Below are 18,228 nucleotides of genomic sequence, written 5' to 3'. Positions count from 1 at the left end.
GCCGTCCGGGCCGGCGCGCGGAGCGGCCGGACAGCCCGGCGAGGCCCCGGGAGCGCGGACCGGGATCCCGGCGCTCCGGGCCGGGTACGGTCACCCGCCGGTACGGACAACGGATGAAGGCCCCGGACGACCGGGGCCTTCATCCGTTGTCGCGAGCCTCGTGCCCTGCCGGGCTCGCCGGGCCGGGCCGGTTCAGTACTGGGGCGGCTGCCCCGGCTGTCCCGGCGGTACGGGCTGCTGGGGCGGCCAGCCGTAACCGCCCTGCGGCTGCTGCGGCCAGGCCGGCGGCTGCGGCGGGGCCTGGCCGGGCTGCTGTCCCGGCTGCGGCGGAGGGGGCTGCGCCCCCGGCTGCCCCGGCTGCCCCGGAGGAGGCGGCGGTGCCCCGCCCGGCTGGGCGTACGGCTGCCCGGGCTGCTGTCCGTACGGCGCCTGCTGGTACTGGCCGGGGAGCGGCGGGGCGGTCTGCGGCGGCGGGCCGCCGTTCGGTGTCCACAGGCCCTGCTCCTGCTGGGCACGGACGAAGTCCTCGGCGACGAGCGCGGAGAGGTTGAAGTACGCCTCGCGGGTCTTGGGCCGCATCATGTCGAGGTCCACCTCGGCGCCGGCGGCCAGGTGTTCGTCGAAGGGGACCACCACGACGCCCCGGCAGCGGGTCCGGAAGTGCGCCACGATGTCGTCCACCTTGATCATCTTGCCGGTCTCGCGCACGCCCGAGATGACGGTGAGGCTGCGCTGCACCAGCTCGGCGTAGCCGTGCGCGGAGAGCCAGTCCAGGGTGGTGCTGGCGCTGCTCGCCCCGTCGACGGACGGGGTGGAGATGATGATGAGCTGGTCGGCGAGGTCGAGCACGCCGCGCATGGCGCTGTAGAGCAGGCCGGTGCCCGAGTCGGTGAGGATGATCGGGTACTGCTTGCCCAGGACCTCCAGGGCGCTGCGGTAGTCCTCGTCGTTGAAGGTCGTCGAGACGGCGGGGTCCACGTCGTTGGCGATGATCTCCAGGCCGGAGGGCGCCTGCGAGGTGAACCGGCGGATGTCCATGTAGCTGTGGAGATGCGGGATCGCCTGCACCAGGTCCCGGATGGTGGCGCCGGTCTCCCGGCGGACGCGGCGGCCGAGGGTGCCCGCGTCCGGGTTGGCGTCGATGGCCAGGATCTTGTCCTGGCGCTCGGTGGCGAGCGTCGCGCCGAGGGCGGTGGTGGTCGTGGTCTTGCCGACGCCGCCCTTGAGGCTGATCACCGCGATGCGGTAGCAGGAGAGGACGGGCGTCCGGATCAGGTCCAGCTTCCGCTGCCGCTCCGCCTCCTCCTTCTTGCCGCCGAGACGGAACCGCGAACCGGCGCCCGGGGCCTTGCTCTTGGGCTTCGGCTTGTTGTTGCGCAGCAGCCGGTCGGAGGAGAGCTCCACGGCGGCCGTGTAGCCGAGCGGTGCGCCGTGGGCGGCCTGCCGGCGGTCCTCGGGGCTGACGGTCGGCCAGCCGCCGGTGCGGGGGTCCACCGGGGCCTGCGGGGGCGGCGCGGCGTAGCCCTGCTGCTGCGGCTGGGCGGCGGGCGGGGGCGCGTCCGCCCGGGGGTACGGCTGCGGGCCCGGCGGCTGCTGCGGCTCTCCCGGCCCGGCCGGTGCGGGCGGCTGCGGTGCGGTGCCGGGCGCGGGGGCGCCGGGCTGCGGGTAGCCGTAACCGGGCTGGGCGCCCTGGGCGGCCGCCGGGTCGTACTGCGGCTGCGGCTGCGGCTGCGGCTGCGGCTGTTGGGGCTGTTGGGGCTGGTGGGCCGGCGGCGGCCCGGCAGCCTCCCCCGGGCCGGGCGCGGCCGGGGCTCCGGACTGCGGGTAGCCGTAACCGGCCTGCGGATGCCGGGGCGCCGCGGGCCCGTGCGGGGGCCACGGGGCGGCGGGCTGCGGCGGTACGGGGGCGGGCCCGGCCGGGGGCTGCTGCGGATAGCCGTATCCGGGGGCGGTAGCGGGCGGCGGGCCCGGGGGCGTGTCGGCGGCCTGGAAGGACGGCGGCAGCGGTGGCAGCCCGCCCTGCGGCGTACCCGGTCCCGCAGGGGGGCCGGGGGCCTGCGGGGGGACGAGCGGAGCGTTCGGGGCGGGCTGCGCGGGCCGGTCGGCGGGCGGGGCCCCGGCGGGAGCGGCGCCGGAGGGCTCACCGTCCGGGGCGGCTGCGGCGCCGTCCGGATCCGGGCCGTCCGGGTGCGCGCCGCCGCCGGAGGCTCCGTCCTCGGCCGGGCGCGGCCCGCCGGGTGCGTCAGGGACGGGGGCGCCTTCGTCCGCGCGGCCGGCCGCACCGCCGCCTTCCGCTTCCTCTCCGCCGCCGGCCGCTCCGTCCGTCGGCTGCCCGGCGGAGCGGCCGGCCATCTCCTGGCGCAGCGCGGCCGCCGAGAAGCGCATGGTGGCGCCGCCGGGCGGCGGACGCTCGTCCCCGCCCTCGCCGCTCTCGTCCGCGGCACCGGGGGAGGACGCGTCCGGCGCGGCCGCGGCCGGGCCCTCGCCCTCCGGGCCGTGCGCGGGGGCCGCGGGCTCCGGCGCGGGGGCCGGGGGTGCCGGGGGCACGGGGGGCATGGCCGGTGCCGCGGCGGGCGGCGGATACGGGGCCTGCTGCGGCACGGAGGCGTGCGGAGGCGTCGCCGGCGGCGGGGCCGGGTCGGCCGGTGCCGGGCCCGGCGGGGGGACGGCGGGCCCGTCCGCGGGTTCGAATCCGCCGTGCGCCGGCAGCCCCGGCACACCGGCGGCCGGGTTTCCCGCCGGAGGCGGGGGCGGCGGCGCGGCGGTGCCCGGCGGCGGCCCGGCGGCCTCCGGCGCGTCGTCCCCGGCCGCGGGGGCACCGGGGGTGTTCTGCGTGTACCAGGCCGGCGGGGTGTAGTCGATGGTGAACTCGCCCGTCTGCTCGTGCTCGTGCTCCGCGTCGGACGGGTCCTCGCCGGGTGTGGTTCCGCCCGCGCGGATCTCGTCCCGATCGCTGCTCACAATGCCTCCTGGTGTGGTGTTGCACCCTCATGGGCCGTACCGCGGCGGCCTTTCAGCGGCCTCCGCTCCGGCGCGCCCCGTGATGACGCGGCGGCCGCGCCCGCAGATTGTGCCGCCGACTCCCGGCCAAGCCTAATCACCGGAACCCTGTGTCCGGCAGGCCCGTCCGGCGCGGACCGGCGGCCCGTGTCTCCGTGATGCCCGGTGGGCGGCCCGTGAGTCACCCGCCGTGCCCCGCGGCGGTCCGCTCAACTCCCGGGCGCGATCCGGCCGGAGCCGTACCGGGGACTCGGCCCGTACCCCGCGGCCCGCCGGGCGTCCCGGCTCCCTGAGCGCCCGGGACCCCCTCGCGCGGAGACGACCCCGCTCGCCACACCAAAGGGTGACTCCCTCGCCCGGACCCCGCAGTGCCGTGACCCGCCGTCCCGCCCTCCGCAACGCCGCTCCCGGCGGCCTCCCGGGCGGGCCCGCCGGAACTCGCCCGACCCGCGCAACGCGTGCGGAGCACCCAACGGCATAGTAGAGGGCCGAGGGGACAGAGCACGGTCCAACGGGCCGCGCACACGGGGGAGATGCGGGTCCTATGGGGTCGCGATGCGACGAGCGCGGAGCCGGTTCCTTCGGCGTGCCCGGACCGGCCGCCTCCCCTCGCCGCCGCTCGCCGGCCGCCGCCGGGGCGGGCCGGCCACGCCCCGGCGTCCCCGGCGCCCCCGACGCCCCCGACGCCCTCGGGCCGGCGGTCCCGGCGCTCACCGGTGCCGCCCCGGAGTCCCAGGAGGCCACGCCCGCGCTCCGGAACCACGGCCCGGACGGGCACCGTCGTCACCGGCAGGTCCGCGGTCCGCCGGGGAGCCGGGACCGCAGCCGCCGCCGGCACTCTCGGCGCACGACGACCCGACGATCCCTGACGGTCTCTGACGACCTGTGACGACCTGTGACGACCTCTGAGCCGGGAAGCCCGAACACCGCATGAACCAGCCACCTTCTCCGCCCGGCGGACCGTCCGGCCCGGCCGTACCCGGACCGTGGACACCGCCGCCCCCGGGACCGCGCACGGGGCCTCCGGGAGTCTTCGGCCCGCCCCCTGCGCCGGCCCCGGCGCCCCCACCGCCCCTGTCCCCGCCTCCGATGCCGTCCGGCCCCGCTGCGCCGGTCCCGCCGCACGGGCAGACGCCGGCGCCCCGCGGCCGGCCCTACGCGGTGACCCTGCCGTACCCCGCTCCACCGCCCCCTGCCGGCGGCCGCCGGGGCGGCGCCCGCCTGCTCGCGGTGGTGGCCGCGGTCCTGGCGACGGTCCTCGCCGGCGGGGGCGCGTGGCTGCTCTACGGAGACGGGGACGGGGAGGAGCCGACGGCGGACGCGCCGCTGCCCGGCCACCGGAAGAACGCCGAGATCGCCTGGGAGCGCCCCGCGCCGCGGATCCCGGACGTCCGGGACACCCCGGGCACCTGGTTCACCGCGGAGACCGTGGCCAAGGCGGCGCTGACCGAGGTCGCCGGCCACCGCCTCGACACCGGGAAGAAGGAGTGGCGCGTCCCCCTGCGGGGCGTCGCCTGCGCGACCTCGGCCGAGGCGGTCGCGGGGAGGGCCGCCGTGCAGCACGGTCACGCCTGTGAACTGCTCACCGTCGTCGACCTGGAGCAGGGCACGGCCCTGTGGACCCGGCGGGTGCCGGTCCCGGCCGGCGCCGACCCGGAACCCTGGGAACTGGCCGTCACGGAGCAGACGGTGGCCGTGGCCGCCCAGAGTGTCACGACCGTTTACCGCATCGCCGACCGGAAGGCCGTCCAGCAGCTCAACCGATCCGAGGACACCTGCCGGGCGCACGGGGTCACCGGCGGAAGCCGGCTGGTCGCGCGGGCGTGGTGCGACGACGGGACAAAGTGGATCCGGGTCCACGACCCCGCCACCGGGAAGCGCGAGTGGAGCTGGCGGGTCCCCGACGGCCTCAGGGTGCAGGGCATCCCCTCCGTGGAGCCGCTCGTCGTGGTCCTCGAAGGCGATGCCGCCGGGGGGACCCACAGCGTCCACCACCTCCCCGGCGGGGGAGAACCGCCCGTGGTCGTCGACCTGGGCAGGGACGCCGACCGCGAGACCGGCCTCTGTAAGGACGTGACGGTGTGCCCCGGTGCCGTGGTGGGCGGGCGGACGCTCTACGTCCGCGGCGTCACCCGCGACTCGCTGGGCGACAGTTCCGCGTCGGAGAACGCCGTCATCGCATACGACCTGCGGACCGGCCGGGCGCGGTGGGCCGGCGAACCGGAGGCCAAGCGGACCCTGCGCCCGGTGGCCGAGTTCCAGGGGGACCTCGTCGCCTACCAGCCGCCCACCGCGGAGAAGGGCGGGGCGCTGCTGCGTTTCGACGGCGCCACGGGCCGGCGCTCCGTCTACGAACGGCACCCGGCGGCGACCAGTGAACGCGAGGGCGAGCTCCTCCGGAACGCCGTGCCGTACCTGTACCGGGGGATGTTCTTCCTGGCGGCCGCCGAGATCTACGAGTGGGAAGAGGGCGACCCGGAGACGGCGCTCATCGCCGCCTTCCGCTGACGCCCGCACCGACGCGCGCCGCCAACGGCGCCCCAGCAGCAGAAAGTTGACCTGACCATGGCGACCCCGCCGCAGCCCGGCCCCGGCACCCCGCCGCCGTCCGGGCCCTCCGACTCCCCGCCGCAGTACGGTCCGTACCCGCCGCCACCGCGGCCGGGCCCGTACGCGCCCCCGCCCGTTCAGACCTGGCAGGGGCCCAACCCCTACGCGCGGACACCGCACCCTCCGGCCGCCGGCCCCGCCGTGCCGCCGCTCCCGGGGCACCCCCCGTCCCCGTCCCCGCCGCCGTCGCGGAGGGGACGGGCACCGCTGTTCGCCGCCGTCCTGGTCCTGCTGCTCGCGCTGGCCGGCGGCTCCTGGGCGTACTTCGGCTCCGGTGGCGGCGCGGCGGGCGGCCCGGAGGCCGGGGAGGCGTCCCCTCCGCCCGAGCATCCGCACCGGGTGAAGAGCGCGATGTCCTGGGAGGCACCGGCCCCCAAGGGCGAGATCAAGGACTATGTGGCCAGTGACGCCGGCGGCACGTGGTTCACGGACACCACCGTCGTCAAGGCCGAGATCAGGGAACTCAAGGTCTACTCCCGGAAGGACGGGAAGGTTCGGGGGACGGTCCCGCTGCCCGGTGAGATCTGCGGCGAACGCCCCCCGCCGCACGACGGCACGGTCGCCCTGGCGTACCGGGACGGCGACGGGGCCTGCGCCCGGCTGACGCTCATCGACATCGGGAAGCTGCAGCGGGTCTGGACCGCCGAACTGCCGTCCGCCCACGAGGACGGCGAGCAGGTCCGCTGGGTCGTCATGGCCCGGATGGGGGACCGGGTGATCGTCGCCGGGGAGAACACCCTGCGCGCCCTCTCGGCCGCGGACGGCGAGGAGCAGTGGGAGTCCGGGCTGCCGGAGGGCCGGCTCACCGGCAGCCTGGCCGGCGGTGAACGGCTGCTGGCGACCTCGTACCGGCTCAGCGGCGGGACCGCCGCGGACTACCGGGTCCACGAGATCGACCCGGCGGACGGCGGCGTCCGGTGGAGCTGGTCCGTGCCCGAGGGGCAGCGGCCGAACGTCTTCGCCTCCGTCTCACCCGCCGTGGTGGGGCTCGTCTCCGTCGAGCAGCATCTCGTCAACCAGTTCGTCGCCCTCGACGGCAAGGGGCGCGAACGCTCCCGGGTGCGCGTCGCCGCGAAGGGCAGCGAGACCGGGAAGGACGGCCCCGAGCAGACCTTCCGGCCCGTCTGCGGCTATGCGGCGGACGGTTGCTCCGCCGCGGTGGTCGCGGACGACACCCTGTACCTCCCCACCCAGCCCGCGGAGGCCGGCAGCGACGCGAGCACGGAGTTCAACAAGCTGGTGGCCTTCGACCTGGCGACGGGGGACGTCAAGTGGTCGGCGGCGGCCGGGGACAAGCGGACGGTGATCCCCGTCGACGTCGACGGCGGCAACGTCATCGGCTACGCGGAACCCACCGGGGAGAGCGGCGGCCGGCTGCTGCGCTTCGACGCGGACTCCGGCAAGGCGTCGCTGTACCAGCAGCACCCCGACAGCGACAGCGAGAACGAGCGCGACGCCTACTACACCCGGCATCCGCCGCTCGACGTGTACCTGGACCGGGGACAGTTCTTCATCGTCTGCGAATCCCTGACGGGCTCCGAGGAGTTCCTGATCGTCGCCTACGAATAGCCGCCGCCCGCCGGGACGGTGAAGCCCGGCACGGCTTACGCTCATCCCGCCCCGCCCACCGGGCGGGTGCCGCCGGCCCGTCGGACCGTCCGCCCGCTCGCCGGACGGGCGGCCCGGGCCCGTCCACCGACCCGTATCCACCGACGCACCGCACCACCAACGAGGGAACCCACCATGTCGCAGCCGCCTCCACCGCCGAACCAACCCCCGAACCAACCCCCGAACCAGCCGCCCGGCCAACCGCCCAACCAGCCGCCCGGCCAACCGCCCAACCAGCCGCCCGGCCAACCCCCGAACCAGCCGCCCAGCCAGCCCCCGGGCCCCCCGCCGAACCAGCCGCCGCCCATGCCGCCGGCAGCCCAGGGCGCGCCCGCCGGGCCGTGGAACCCCCCGCAGCCCGGGCAGCAGCCCGGCCTTCCCTACGGGCAGCCCAACCCGTACGCGCAGCAGCCGGTGTACGGCGCGTACCCGCCGCCCACCATGCCCCCGCCCCCGCCCGGCGGCCCGGACAAGAAGCGCACGGCCGTCATCATCGGCAGCGTCCTCGCGGTCCTGCTCGCCGTCGGCGGAACGGTCTTCGCCGTCTCCGGTGGTGACGACGACGGCGGCAAGCCCTCCGCCGGCTCCGGCAAGAAGGGCAGTGACAAGGACGACGACAGCGCCGAGATCGACGGCGGCGGCAGCGACGGCGACGAGGAAGCGGGCGCCCGCCCGGGCGACGACGGCCTCACCGGCTCCGGCGGCAAGGGCGAGGGCAGGGTGCTGTGGCAGAAGCCCGCGCCCGACGTGCCCAAGTCCGGTGTGGACACCCCCGGGTTCTGGCTGGCCGACGGCTCCGCCGTGAAGGCCGCGCTGGAGTCCGTCACCGCCTATGACGCCGCGAAGGGCAAGGAGAAGTGGTCCGTCGAACTCGGCGGCCCCGTCTGCGCGTCCTCCGTCGACGCCACGGCCGACGGCAGGGTCGCCGTCGCCTACGAGGGCGAGAAGAAGGACAGGTGCAGCCACCTGGCCCTGATCGACCTGGAGAAGGGCGAGAAGGTCTGGGACAAGGCGCTGCCCGAGGGCGGCGGATTCGGCGGCTTCATCGGCACCACAGTGGCGGTCGGCGGCGACACCGTCGGCTCCTCCTGGTTCGGCGGATCGGCCCTGTTCCGGCTGGACGACGGCAAGGAACTGACGGACACGGCGCGGATCAGCGGGTGCACCCCCAACGGCTTCGCGGGCGGCGGGACGTTCCTGCTGCGGTCGTACTCCTGCACCGAGGGCGGCCGGCTCCAGAAGCTCTCCTCCGGCGGCAAGGCCGAGTGGACGTACCAGGCCCCGAAGGGCTTCAACGTCAGCAACATCTTCTCCGCCGACCCCGTCGTCGTCTCCCTCTCCGACAAGGACAACAAGTCCGGCGGCATCCTGGCGATCGGCGGCAACGGGAAGGTCCGCTCGCAGATCGACCTCGGCAAGGAGACCTACCGCCCGGCCTGCGGCCTGCGGATCATGTCGCAGAAGCTGGACAGCTGCCAGGGCGTCGCGGCGAGCGACGACACGTTCTATCTGCCGACCGAGGACAAGAAGCAGAGCGGTGACGGCTTCGGCCGCTACAACGAGATCCACGCCTTCGACCTGGACACCGGCAAGCGCAAGTGGAAGTCCGCCGCGGGGGACGACCTGACGATGATGCCGCTGCGCACCGACGGCGGGAACCTCATCGCCTACCAGCGGCCCACCTACGAGAAGAGCGGCCGGATCGTCAGCATCGGGGCCAAGGGCGGCAAGCCGAAGACACTGATGCAGAACCCGGCGGCCGCGCGCGACGCGGAGAACGGCTTCTACTCCCCGTTCCTGGTGTACGAGGACGGCCGCTTCTACCTCGCCTCGGACCGGGTGACGGGCACCTCCAGCGGCTCCCCGGAGAAGCTGCTCCTGGTCATCGGGAAGGGCTGAGAGCGCCGGACGGCCTCACCGGCACCGGATCCGGCGCGCGGGCCGCGCCGGATCCGGTGCCCGCGCCGTGCCCGGATCACGATGCCGGCCGGCCCGCACCCCGCACCCGCACCCGTACCCCGTGACCCGGAGCGGGGCAAGGGGCGGCAGCTCATTCCATCCGGCGGGCCATGCCCAGCAGGCCCGTCTCGGCGTCCGTGCCGGTGGTCATCACCCAGTGGCGCTCACTCCCCGAACACCACAGCGTCACACCGTCCGCGAGGGTCGGCAGGGCGTCGCTCTCGGCCCTCGACAACCCCAGGATCCGGCCGATCTGCCCGGCCTCCTGCGGAGACACCCGCTGCACGCCCACCAAGGTGGCGCTGCGCAGCAACCGGGGCCCCACCGGGCTCAGATAGGGGAGCAGGGTCAGGACCGACTGCCAGGGGGACGAGACCACCCGGCCCCGCGGGGGCTTCATACCGCAGTCCCGCACCACCAGGACCGGACTCCCCACCGTGGCACCCATGGGCGGCACATGGCCGACCTCGTGCAGGGTGATGCACTCCAGACCGGCACCCGCGGCATGGACCAGGCGGGTCCACTCCTGCCGACGGCCGGTCTCCACCGCCACGCGCGCGCCGGTACCCGCCGCCCGCAGGGCGAGCACCTGGGCCGTCCAGAGCCCCCCGATCAGCAGGACGTCGTACGGCACCGACCGGTGGAATCCCACCAGTTGCGGGTGGCCCTCGGCGTCGTCCCCGATCACCACACCGTCGTCCCCCACCGGCAGGGAGAGCAGGTCCAGATCGCCCGCTTCCATCGTGTGACCGCCTCCGCGGGGGCCGAGGAGGCCGCGCGGCATCCGCGCCGCCGGTCCCGTACGGGCCATCAGCGGACACCTCCCAGCGGCAGGGTGGCGAGCACACCGGGAAGCTGTTCCCGGTCCAGCCGCACCAGTCCGATGCCCGCCCCCCGCGCGGCCTGCTCGACGGCGCGCCGCACGCCCACCAGTTCGGTGTCGGAGCCCCCGGTGACCCGAAGGTGGCCGGAGACGTCCACCGACCCACGGCGCGGCCCCGGCCGCACGGAGAGGCTGAACGTGGTCGCGTACGCCGGTGCGGCGGTGACCAGCGACACCAGCCGGTGCAGCGGCATCGCGGCGGGGCCCAGCTCGGGCCAGCGCCCCACGGCGTAGGTGGTGTGCCAGCGGTCGTCGCACCGCCAGACGCGCGACGTCTCGACGGTGCGCCGCTGCGGCGCGCTGTCCGGGAGCCCGGCGCGTGCCGACAGCCGCGGGCTGGCACACGCCGCGGTCGCCACCGCGGAGTTGAGCTCCTCCTGGTTCAGGACGACGGCCTGGAACCCGGCCCCGGTGATCCTGCTCGCCACATGGTCCGCCGCCCGCGCCAGGCAGCGCTGCGCCCCCGCCGGCCCGCCGCCGCGCGCCTCGACGGCCTCCCGGCAGAGCTCCGGGTCCAGCTTCACCGCGACCCAGGTCATCCTGAGCGCGGGCGCGCCCGTCCGCGCCTGTAGCGGGGCGTACGAGAGCCGCGCGACCGCCTGCTGCGGCAGATGCGGGGCGGGCGCCGACCGCACCTGCTGCACCAGCTGCACCGACTCCAGCACGATGTCGTCCATCCGGAGGGCATGCCCGAGCAGCGACAGCGGCAGCGCGCGGGCGCCGGCGGCGGGCCGCAGCGAGGACCCGCCCGCCTCGACCCGCACCACCGCGGCCAGGAAGGTGCCGTCGCCGAGCATCCCGACGGTACGGCGGTCCCGGTCGACGTGCGGGAACGGGCGGAAACCCGGGACGCTCTCCGCGACGGGAGCCAGCGACGGGTCGGTCTCCGGCGCGGGCGGCCCGGCCGTCCGCCCGCGTCCGCGCAGGGCCAGAACCGTCGCGACCCAGTCCGGCATCGCCTGGCCGCGGCGGCGGATCACGGCCGGCAGGAGCAGCAGGCAGGCGACGGCCGTGGCGGGTACCGGCCAGACGCCGCCGAGCGCGACCCCGGCCGCCGCCACGGCGAGCGCCGCCTCCACCAGCACCAGCTGGCGCAGCGGGAAGGAACCGGTGCGGCCGGTGCGCGACAGCGGGCGGAGGCTCGTCGTCCGGGGCCGTGGCGCGGTGACCGCCCCGGAGCCGTCCGGCTGCCGGGAGCCGGACGGCTCCGGACCGGTGGCCGGACCGGTTCGCGCGCGCGTCGCCGTCCCCATCGCCGTGTTGCCCCCTCGTGTTCAATTCACCCACGCCCCGGAGGCGTTGAACGGCCGTCACCCTACCTGAGCAACGGGCCCCGGGCACCGGCAGGCATAGTAGGGGGCGGCACGGCGGCAGGGCTCCCCCACCGGTGGCGGACCTGCCCGTCCAGCGGGGAGAGGCAACGGACATATGACATCACGGCGGGACGAACTCAACGCCTACACGTTCGCCAGGCGGAGACTGGTCGCGCAGTTCCTCCAGCCGAACGAGACCGGCTCGGAGGAGGGGGCACCGCGCCCGCTGCGCGCGGTGGTACCGGGTGCCGTCGTCGGCGTGGTCGTTCTCGCGGTCTTCGGCGCCTGGGGCATGTTCAAACCGGTCGCCCCCAAGGGCTGGGACGTGCCCGAGGAGAACGTGATCATCGCCAGCAAGTCCACCACCCGCTATGTGGTGCTGCGGACGGGCAGGAAGAAGCCGCAGCTCCACCCGGTGCTCAACATGGCGTCGGCCAAGCTGCTGCTCGCCCCCGACAAGGACAAGGTCATCACCGTCGACGAGGCGACGCTCGACAGCGGGAAGATCCCGCACGGGGCCACCCTCGGCATCCCCTACGCCCCCGACCGGCTCCCGGAACCCGAGGAGGCCGGCAAGGCCATGCGCTGGGTCGTCTGCGAGCGGCCCGGCCAGGGCGGCCGCGCCATCCAGAAGGCGGCCTTCGTCCTCGCCGAGCGCGAAAAGGCGAAGACCGAGGGGACGAACCGGCTGCGCGGCGGCGAACTCCTCTATGTGGAGGGGCCCGACGGGACCCGCTACGTCGTCGACGCGCGGGGCACCGCCTACCCGCTGGCGGAGGACAAAGTGCTGCTCCGCCTGCTCGTCGGGCACAACCACAAGCCCCAGCGCGTCTCCGAGACCTGGCTGAAGACCCTTCACCGCGGTGACACCGTCGACTTCCCGACCGTGCCGGGCCCGGTGGGCGAGCCCGCCGGCGTTCCGGGCGAACTGGAGCCGGAAGCCGACAAGGTCGGCATGGTTCTCACCGCCACCGACGGCACACGCAAGCAGCGTTACGTCGTCCTGCAGGGCAGGGTTGCCCCCGTGTCGGACTTCACGGCCAAACTCCTGCTCAGCAGCCCGCAGCTGGTCGGGCTCAGCCCGGACGGGCGGGCGAAGCCCGTCAGCGCCGCCGCGTTCGAGCCCTCGGAGCCCTTCGGACGGGACAACCGGTGGCCCGAGTACGCGCCGCGCGCCGTCAACGAGGCCGGCACCGCGGAGGGCAGCCGCAACACCGTGTGCAACGTCCTCCGCGAGGTGGACACCGACGACGGTTCCACCACCCTCAGCACCTGGGCCGGGACCGGCTTCCCCGCCCCGCTGCCGACCGGCTCCAGCAGCGCCTACGTCACCCCCGGATCCGGCCAGCTCTTCCGCCAGTTCAAGGGGTCCGAGACCGGCACCGGCTTCCTCTTCCTCGTCACCGACACCGGGCTCCGCTACGCCATGCAGTCCAACGGCGACAGCGCCGCGGAGGACTCCGGCATCGGGTCCTCCGGCTCGGAGCGGGAGAAGCAGCAACGGATGCAGGAAGCGCAGCAGGCGCAGAACCGGCTCGGCTACAAGGACGTGGATCCGCTGCCGGTCCCGGCGGCCTGGTCCACGTTCCTGCCGACCGGCCCGCGGCTGTCCACCGGCGCCGCGCGCCAGCCGCAGGGTTCGTGAGGGCCGGACGGATGATCCGCACCCACCGCCGCCCGCTCACCACCGCGGCCGCGGCCGCGCTCACACTCACCGGCCTGTCCGCGGCCCCCGCGGCGGCCGACACCCCGGGCCAGTGCACCTTCCCCGGCAAGCCGTACGAGGGCCGCCCCTGGGCGCTCCAGCGGGTCCTGCTCGACGAACTGTGGAAGCAGTCGACGGGCAAGGGCGTCCGGGTCGCCGTCATCGACACCGGGGTCGACACCCGGCATCCCCAGCTCCGGGACGCCGTCGACGCCGGAAGCGGCAGGAACCTGCTGCCGAAGAACCTCAAGGACGAGAACGGCAACAAACTGGAGCGGGGCAAGGAGAACGGCACCACCGACACCGTCGGCCACGGCACCAAGGTCGCCGGGATCATCGCCGCCCGCCCCGCGAAGGGCACCGGCTTCGTCGGCCTGGCGCCCGACGCGACGATCATCCCCATCCAGCAGAACGACGCCGAGGGACACGGCACCGCCGCCACCCTGGCCGCGGCCGTCGCCCATGCGGTGGCGGAGAAGGCGGACGTGATCAACATCTCCCAGGACACGGCCGACGCCGTGGAGCCGGACCCCGCGCTCAAGCAGGCCATCGACGCGGCGCTGGCCCGGGACATCGTGGTCGTGGCGTCGGCGGGCAACGACGGTCTCGGCGGCAACGACAAGAAGACGTACCCCGCCTCCTACCCGGGGGTCCTGGCCGTCGCCTCCTCCGACCGCAACAACGAACGGGCGGCGTTCTCCCAGTCCGGCGACTTCGTCGGCATCGCGGCCCCCGGCGTCGACATGATCTCCACCGTCCCCGGCGGCGGCCATTGCGCCGACAACGGCACCAGCTTCTCCGCCCCCTACGTCGCCGCGATCGCAGCGCTCGTCAAGGGCAAGCATCCCGAGTGGGAGCAGGAGGAGATCACCGCCCAGCTCCAGCAGACGGCCGAGCGCTCCGTCGCCGGCCGCGACCGGCTGGTGGGCTGGGGCGTCGTCGACCCGGTACGCGCCCTCACCGAGGACGACGCACCCGTCCGGGAGCCACGCGCCCGCGAGGGCCTGACGAAGGCCGAGGCGCCCACACCGGCCGAACTGCACCTGGGCGAGACCCCGGAGGAACGCAATGTACGGCTGGCGACCTATGTCCTCGTGGGCGGCGGCGTGCTGGTCGCGTCGATCAGCGGTGGCGCGGTGGCCCTGCGGGACTGGCGGCGGCGTACGGGAAACCGGGCCGCGGCCGGGGCGGAGGACTGACGGAGCCGTGCGGCGACCCGCGACCGTGACGTACCGTCAACCCATCCACACGGCAGGGGTCTAGGGTTGCTCCCGCGCGAACACCGGAGAAGTACCGGGACCGAAAGAGACTTGGGACTGTCACACCCAGTGGCTACGGTTGGCTGACCGCAGTCGGCCGAAGGCCGGCCACCACTGAAGGCCGGGCACCACGGCCCGTTGTGACGGCTGCAGTGAAAACGGGGAGGATGAGCACTCGTGCTCGGAGCGGTGAACGGCGGGGGCGGCGGTGGCGACTGACCTCGAACTGGGCGTGGATGCCCTCAAGAAGTTCCGGTCCCGGATCGACGGCCTGCTGACGGAGCTGGAGAGCGGGAACGGCGGCAGCTCCAAGGTGGCGCTGGAGCGGGTCACCCGCGCCTCCTTCAGCGGGACGAACCTGCCGTTCGCCGAAGCGGACGGCTTCTACCTGCAGTACAACCGCGTCCACAAGGCGCTGGTCGAGCTCTCCAAATCCCTGGGCGACCAGATCGAGATGCTGAGCATCGCCGTCCACGCCGCGGACGTCGGCTTCGACAACGTGGAGCAGGATCTGCGACGCCGGTTCCACGACATCAGGGTGCGCCTGGAGGCGGCGGCGAGAGCGGAAGCGGAGCGGGACGAGCAGCACGGCGGCGAGAAGAAGCCGCTCGACGGTGACAAGAACCTTCCGTCGGACATGGGGTGATCTCCGGTGAGTGACGAGAAAGAGCCCGAGCTGCCCCCTGAGGAGCAGCAGAAGGCGGACGCGGCAGAGATCAAGACCCAGTTCGGCGCCGCCGACATGATGGAGCGGATGCCGGACTTCTTCCGGGGAGCCTTCGGCCTCGGCCCCGGCAAGAGTGTCTTCGGCCGGACGGACTTCGAAGGCGCCCAGCTCAACGCGATGCTCGACCTTCTCGAGACCGCCAACCCCGCCGATCTGGCGGAGGCCGGCGAATCCCTGAAGAAGGTGACCAAGGCGCTCAACGAGGCCGCTGAAGAACTCGAGCGCTCCGTCGCCAAGACCGACTGGACGGGCGAGGCAGCCACCAAGTTCCAGAAGTACGGCCGCGAACTGGTCACGTACGCCTGGGGGCTGGGCACCTTCGCCAACGCGGTCGGCACCCAGATGACGGTGGCCGGCACGGGGCTGTCCTCGGTGCGCGGTGCCCGCCCGCCGCGCGACGGCCGGATCGTGCAGAAAAAGCCCGAGGACTTCTCCGCCCCGGAGCGTACGCAGGACAACCCGGAGTACCAGAAGGCCCTCCAGGTGGAGAAGGACCGCCAGGAGGCCATCAACCAGATGAACCGCCTGGCGTCCTTCTACGCGGTCTCGGAGGAGAGACTGGCCTCCGAGGAGCCCCCGAAACCACCGGGCGCGCTGAACGCGCCGGTGCCGGCGCCGTCGCTCGGACAGTCCGAAGTCGGCTCAGGCCCGGCTTCCGCGAACGCAGGGACTTCGGACCCCTCCCAGCCGCGAGCGGGCATCCGGGAGTCGGGAGCCACTGGGGCGGCAGGCGTGTCTAGCGCGGGGATCGGTCTCGACGGACGGCCTCCGGTCCCGAGCCCCTCGATGGAGATCGACAGCGTCCAGACGCCTCCGGCGCCCACCGCACCCGGAGGGCCCGCGCCGACGGCTCCTGCCCCCGGCCCGGCCGGTGACCACCAAGGACCCTCCATGGGGCCAAACTTCGGCACTCCCGCACGCAACCCCGGCGCACCCCGCACGGTGAGTACACCGGGGTCTCCACGGTCCGGAGGTCCTGCGGGACCTCGTACGACCGGGCGGCCCGGACCCGTCGGAGGACCGGCCTCCACGCCGCCCGGACGTGCGACCGGAACGCCTGGGCGGTCCGGTATGCCCGGCGCCCCCACCACGGGCCAGGCCACAGGGCGCCCTGGCCCCATGGGCCGCCCGGGACCGATGGGGCCTCCGGCGAATACCACGGGACGTACGCCCGCGACCAGTGCCCGGGGCCAGGCTCCGTGGGGCGGGCGGCCGGGCATGCCCGGGCAGACTTCGGCAGGACGTCCCGGAGGCGCCACACCGGACCGGACGCCCGCGGCCGGGCGCCCGGGGCCGGCAGGCCGGTCCCCGGCAGGAGGCCCCGGCTCCCCGGCTGGTCCTCGTGTCGGCCGGGGAACCGGCATTGTGGGAGGTACGCCCCAGTCCGGTCCTGCCGGCCCCGCCAGGGCGCGCGCCCCACGGGGAACAGTCGTTGGCGGAGTGACGGATGCCACGGGGCGCCCTTCCAGTGCGCGGCCCCACCAGCAGGGAGTGATCGGGGCGAACCCGCCGAGAGGAGTCTCTCCGGCCGCCGGTCGCGGCGCTCCCTCGTCACGCGGTGTCGTCGGCGGCACGGGGGTGGGCGGCACCGGATCCCGGGCGGGCTCACAGGGCACAGCTGCCGGTGAGCGTTCCGGTCAGCGACCCGCCGGGCGGAGCCCGTCCGGGAACGAGGACCGGCAGCGCCCCGAGCCGGAACGCCCGGATCACCTGACCGAGGACGAGTGGATGGCGCGGCGGCGTGGTGCCGTGCCACCGGTGATCGAATAACACTGGAAGGTTCGGAAGTCAGGATGACCGCAGCAATGACGCAGCCCCGGAGGCCCGGGCTCCGACGTCCCCTCCGGCGGATCCTCTCCACCGTGACCGGGGTGGGGCTCCTCGGGACCGCCATCATCGGCACGGCTCCTTCGGCTGCCGCCGCCGACGTGCAGTCGAAGCAGTGGTATCTGAAGGCCATGCACGCCGAGGAGATCTGGAAGACGGCTACTGGGAAAGGCATCAAAGTCGCTGTCATTGACACCGGAGTCAACCCCTCCACAGCATCGCTCAAGGGACAAGTGGAGAAGGGCCGCGACCTGACCGGCGCGGAGGGGGAGGCCACTGATGACTACGAGGGCCATGGCACCACCATGGCCGAGTTGATCGCCGGCAGAGGGCGAGGAGGGCTGCGCGGTCTTGCGCCGGACGCCAAGATCATCCCTTTCCGCATCGTTGAACTCGAATTCGAGAAGAGGAAGGGGACCGGCAAGGTCAATGGCTGGAGCGTCCGGGACGCCATTAGGGCAGCGGCGGACAGTGATGCGGACATCATCAATCTGTCGTTCGGCCTTGACGTCCCCGTCCTGGAGGACGAAGAAGCGGTTGAGTACGCGCTGAAGAAGGGGAAACTCTTCTTCGCCGCGGCCGGCAACAACGCCAAGAAGGGGAACAAGCCGCACTACCCGGCCAGTTATCCGGCAGCTGTCAGCGTCGCCGCCATGGGCCCGGACGGTGAAGTGGCCGATTACTCCCAGCACGGGGAGTTTGTGGATCTCGCCGCTCCGGGGGACTCCATTCCCTCCTGGTGCGACACCACCTTCACGCGTTACTGCGACGGCGACGGCGGAACCAGCGCCGCCAGCGCCCTCGCCTCCGCGTCCGCCGCTCTGATCTGGTCCGCGCATCCGGACTGGACGGCCAACCAGGTCCTCCGCGTCATGCTCGAGAGCGCGGGCCGGGGCAAGGACGGCAACAAGAAGACGCTGAGCGAGTACTACGGTTACGGCGTCGTCCGCCCCGGCGCCCATATCAACCGCGGTATCGGCAAGCCCGGTGACCCGGACGTCAACCCTCTGACGAACAAGAAGACCGGCCCCGGCGCTGTGGAGGAACAGAAGCAGTCGCCACAGCCCAAGGACTCCGCATCATCGTCGTCGAAGACCCCGGAGGGAAAGCCCGGAGCCGAGGCAGCCGTGGCGGGCTCCGAGGAGCAGGCCGGCGGCGGGAGCCTCGGCATCATCCTCGGCGGAGTGGCCGCAGCGGCCGCGCTGGCCGGCGGCGCCCTCTTCGTACACCGCCGACGGCGCGGCGCCTGACTCCGGGCCGCTCCGGCATCCGCAACAACTAGACCCCCAGCGCGCTGCCCGGAAGAGGCGGCCGCGTCCCACAGGGAACCCAACAGA

Annotated in this window: 10 protein-coding genes; 7 read left to right on the top strand and 3 right to left on the bottom strand. The window is 74.4% G+C overall.

Annotated elements, in window-relative coordinates; genetic code table 11:
- Window positions 1-192: 192 nt before the first annotated feature.
- Window positions 193-2,961, bottom strand: coding sequence for an SCO5717 family growth-regulating ATPase (locus LIX60_RS07890; protein WP_227957823.1), 2,769 nt, complete (start codon window positions 2,959-2,961; stop codon window positions 193-195).
- Between the two features lie 1,200 nt (window positions 2,962-4,161).
- Between LIX60_RS07890 and LIX60_RS07885 the strand changes: the two genes are divergently transcribed.
- From LIX60_RS07885 to LIX60_RS07875, 3 genes are all read left to right on the top strand, one after another.
- A complete protein-coding gene (locus tag LIX60_RS07885) occupies window positions 4,162-5,508 on the top strand; it encodes a hypothetical protein (protein WP_227957821.1) in 1,347 nt (448 codons plus the stop codon).
- A 57-nt stretch (window positions 5,509-5,565) separates the two neighbouring features.
- Window positions 5,566-7,179, top strand: coding sequence for a PQQ-binding-like beta-propeller repeat protein (locus tag LIX60_RS07880; RefSeq protein ID WP_227957820.1), 1,614 nt, complete (start codon window positions 5,566-5,568; stop codon window positions 7,177-7,179).
- Between the two features lie 345 nt (window positions 7,180-7,524).
- Entirely contained in the window at window positions 7,525-9,117 is a 1,593-nt protein-coding gene (locus tag LIX60_RS07875) for a PQQ-binding-like beta-propeller repeat protein (protein WP_227962666.1), read from the top strand.
- 151 nt (window positions 9,118-9,268) lie between these two features.
- Here the strand turns inward: LIX60_RS07875 and LIX60_RS07870 are convergent, their stop codons facing one another.
- Window positions 9,269-9,988: a hypothetical protein gene (locus tag LIX60_RS07870; RefSeq protein ID WP_227957818.1), complete on the bottom strand. Its 720-nt coding sequence runs from the start codon at window positions 9,986-9,988 to the stop codon at window positions 9,269-9,271.
- Complete coding sequence (gene eccE / locus LIX60_RS07865; RefSeq protein ID WP_227957816.1) at window positions 9,988-11,313, bottom strand: type VII secretion protein EccE; 1,326 nt, start codon at window positions 11,311-11,313, stop codon at window positions 9,988-9,990. Before eccE ends, LIX60_RS07870 begins: the two co-directional genes overlap by 1 nt.
- A gap of 175 nt (window positions 11,314-11,488) precedes the next feature.
- On the opposite strand from eccE, the gene eccB reads away from it, so the two are divergent.
- The 4 genes from eccB to LIX60_RS07845 all read left to right on the top strand — a co-directional run bounded on the left by eccB (window position 11,489) and on the right by LIX60_RS07845 (window position 18,141).
- Entirely contained in the window at window positions 11,489-13,018 is a 1,530-nt protein-coding gene (eccB, locus tag LIX60_RS07860; protein ID WP_227957815.1) for a type VII secretion protein EccB, read from the top strand.
- Window positions 13,019-13,029: 11 nt separating this feature from the next.
- On the top strand, window positions 13,030-14,277 hold the full coding sequence (mycP, locus tag LIX60_RS07855) for a type VII secretion-associated serine protease mycosin (protein WP_227957814.1): 1,248 nt from the start codon (window positions 13,030-13,032) through the stop codon (window positions 14,275-14,277).
- Window positions 14,278-14,545: 268 nt separating this feature from the next.
- Window positions 14,546-14,983 (top strand): hypothetical protein, encoded by a 438-nt coding sequence (locus LIX60_RS07850; protein ID WP_227957813.1) that lies wholly within the window; start codon window positions 14,546-14,548, stop codon window positions 14,981-14,983.
- A 1,952-nt stretch (window positions 14,984-16,935) separates the two neighbouring features.
- Window positions 16,936-18,141, top strand: a complete 1,206-nt coding sequence (locus LIX60_RS07845) for a S8 family serine peptidase (RefSeq protein WP_308101114.1) — start codon at window positions 16,936-16,938, stop codon at window positions 18,139-18,141.
- Window positions 18,142-18,228 lie beyond the last annotated feature (87 nt).

Source organism: Streptomyces sp. S07_1.15 (assembly GCF_020739505.1).
GTDB classification, from domain to species: domain Bacteria; phylum Actinomycetota; class Actinomycetes; order Streptomycetales; family Streptomycetaceae; genus Streptomyces; species Streptomyces xinghaiensis.
This window is presented reverse-complemented; position numbering and strand designations above follow the sequence as displayed.

What these genes read in the sequence shown, in the direction of transcription:
- LIX60_RS07870 (WP_227957818.1), bottom strand. Translation starts at nt 9,988, where the DNA reads ATGGCCCGTACGGGACCGGCGGCGCGGATGCCGCGCGGCCTCCTCGGC.
- eccE (WP_227957816.1), bottom strand. Translation starts at nt 11,313, where the DNA reads ATGGGGACGGCGACGCGCGCGCGAACCGGTCCGGCCACCGGTCCGGAG.
- eccB (WP_227957815.1), top strand. Translation starts at nt 11,489, where the DNA reads ATGACATCACGGCGGGACGAACTCAACGCCTACACGTTCGCCAGGCGG.
- mycP (WP_227957814.1), top strand. Translation starts at nt 13,030, where the DNA reads ATGATCCGCACCCACCGCCGCCCGCTCACCACCGCGGCCGCGGCCGCG.
- LIX60_RS07875 (WP_227962666.1), top strand. Translation starts at nt 7,525, where the DNA reads ATGCCGCCGGCAGCCCAGGGCGCGCCCGCCGGGCCGTGGAACCCCCCG.
- LIX60_RS07880 (WP_227957820.1), top strand. Translation starts at nt 5,566, where the DNA reads ATGGCGACCCCGCCGCAGCCCGGCCCCGGCACCCCGCCGCCGTCCGGG.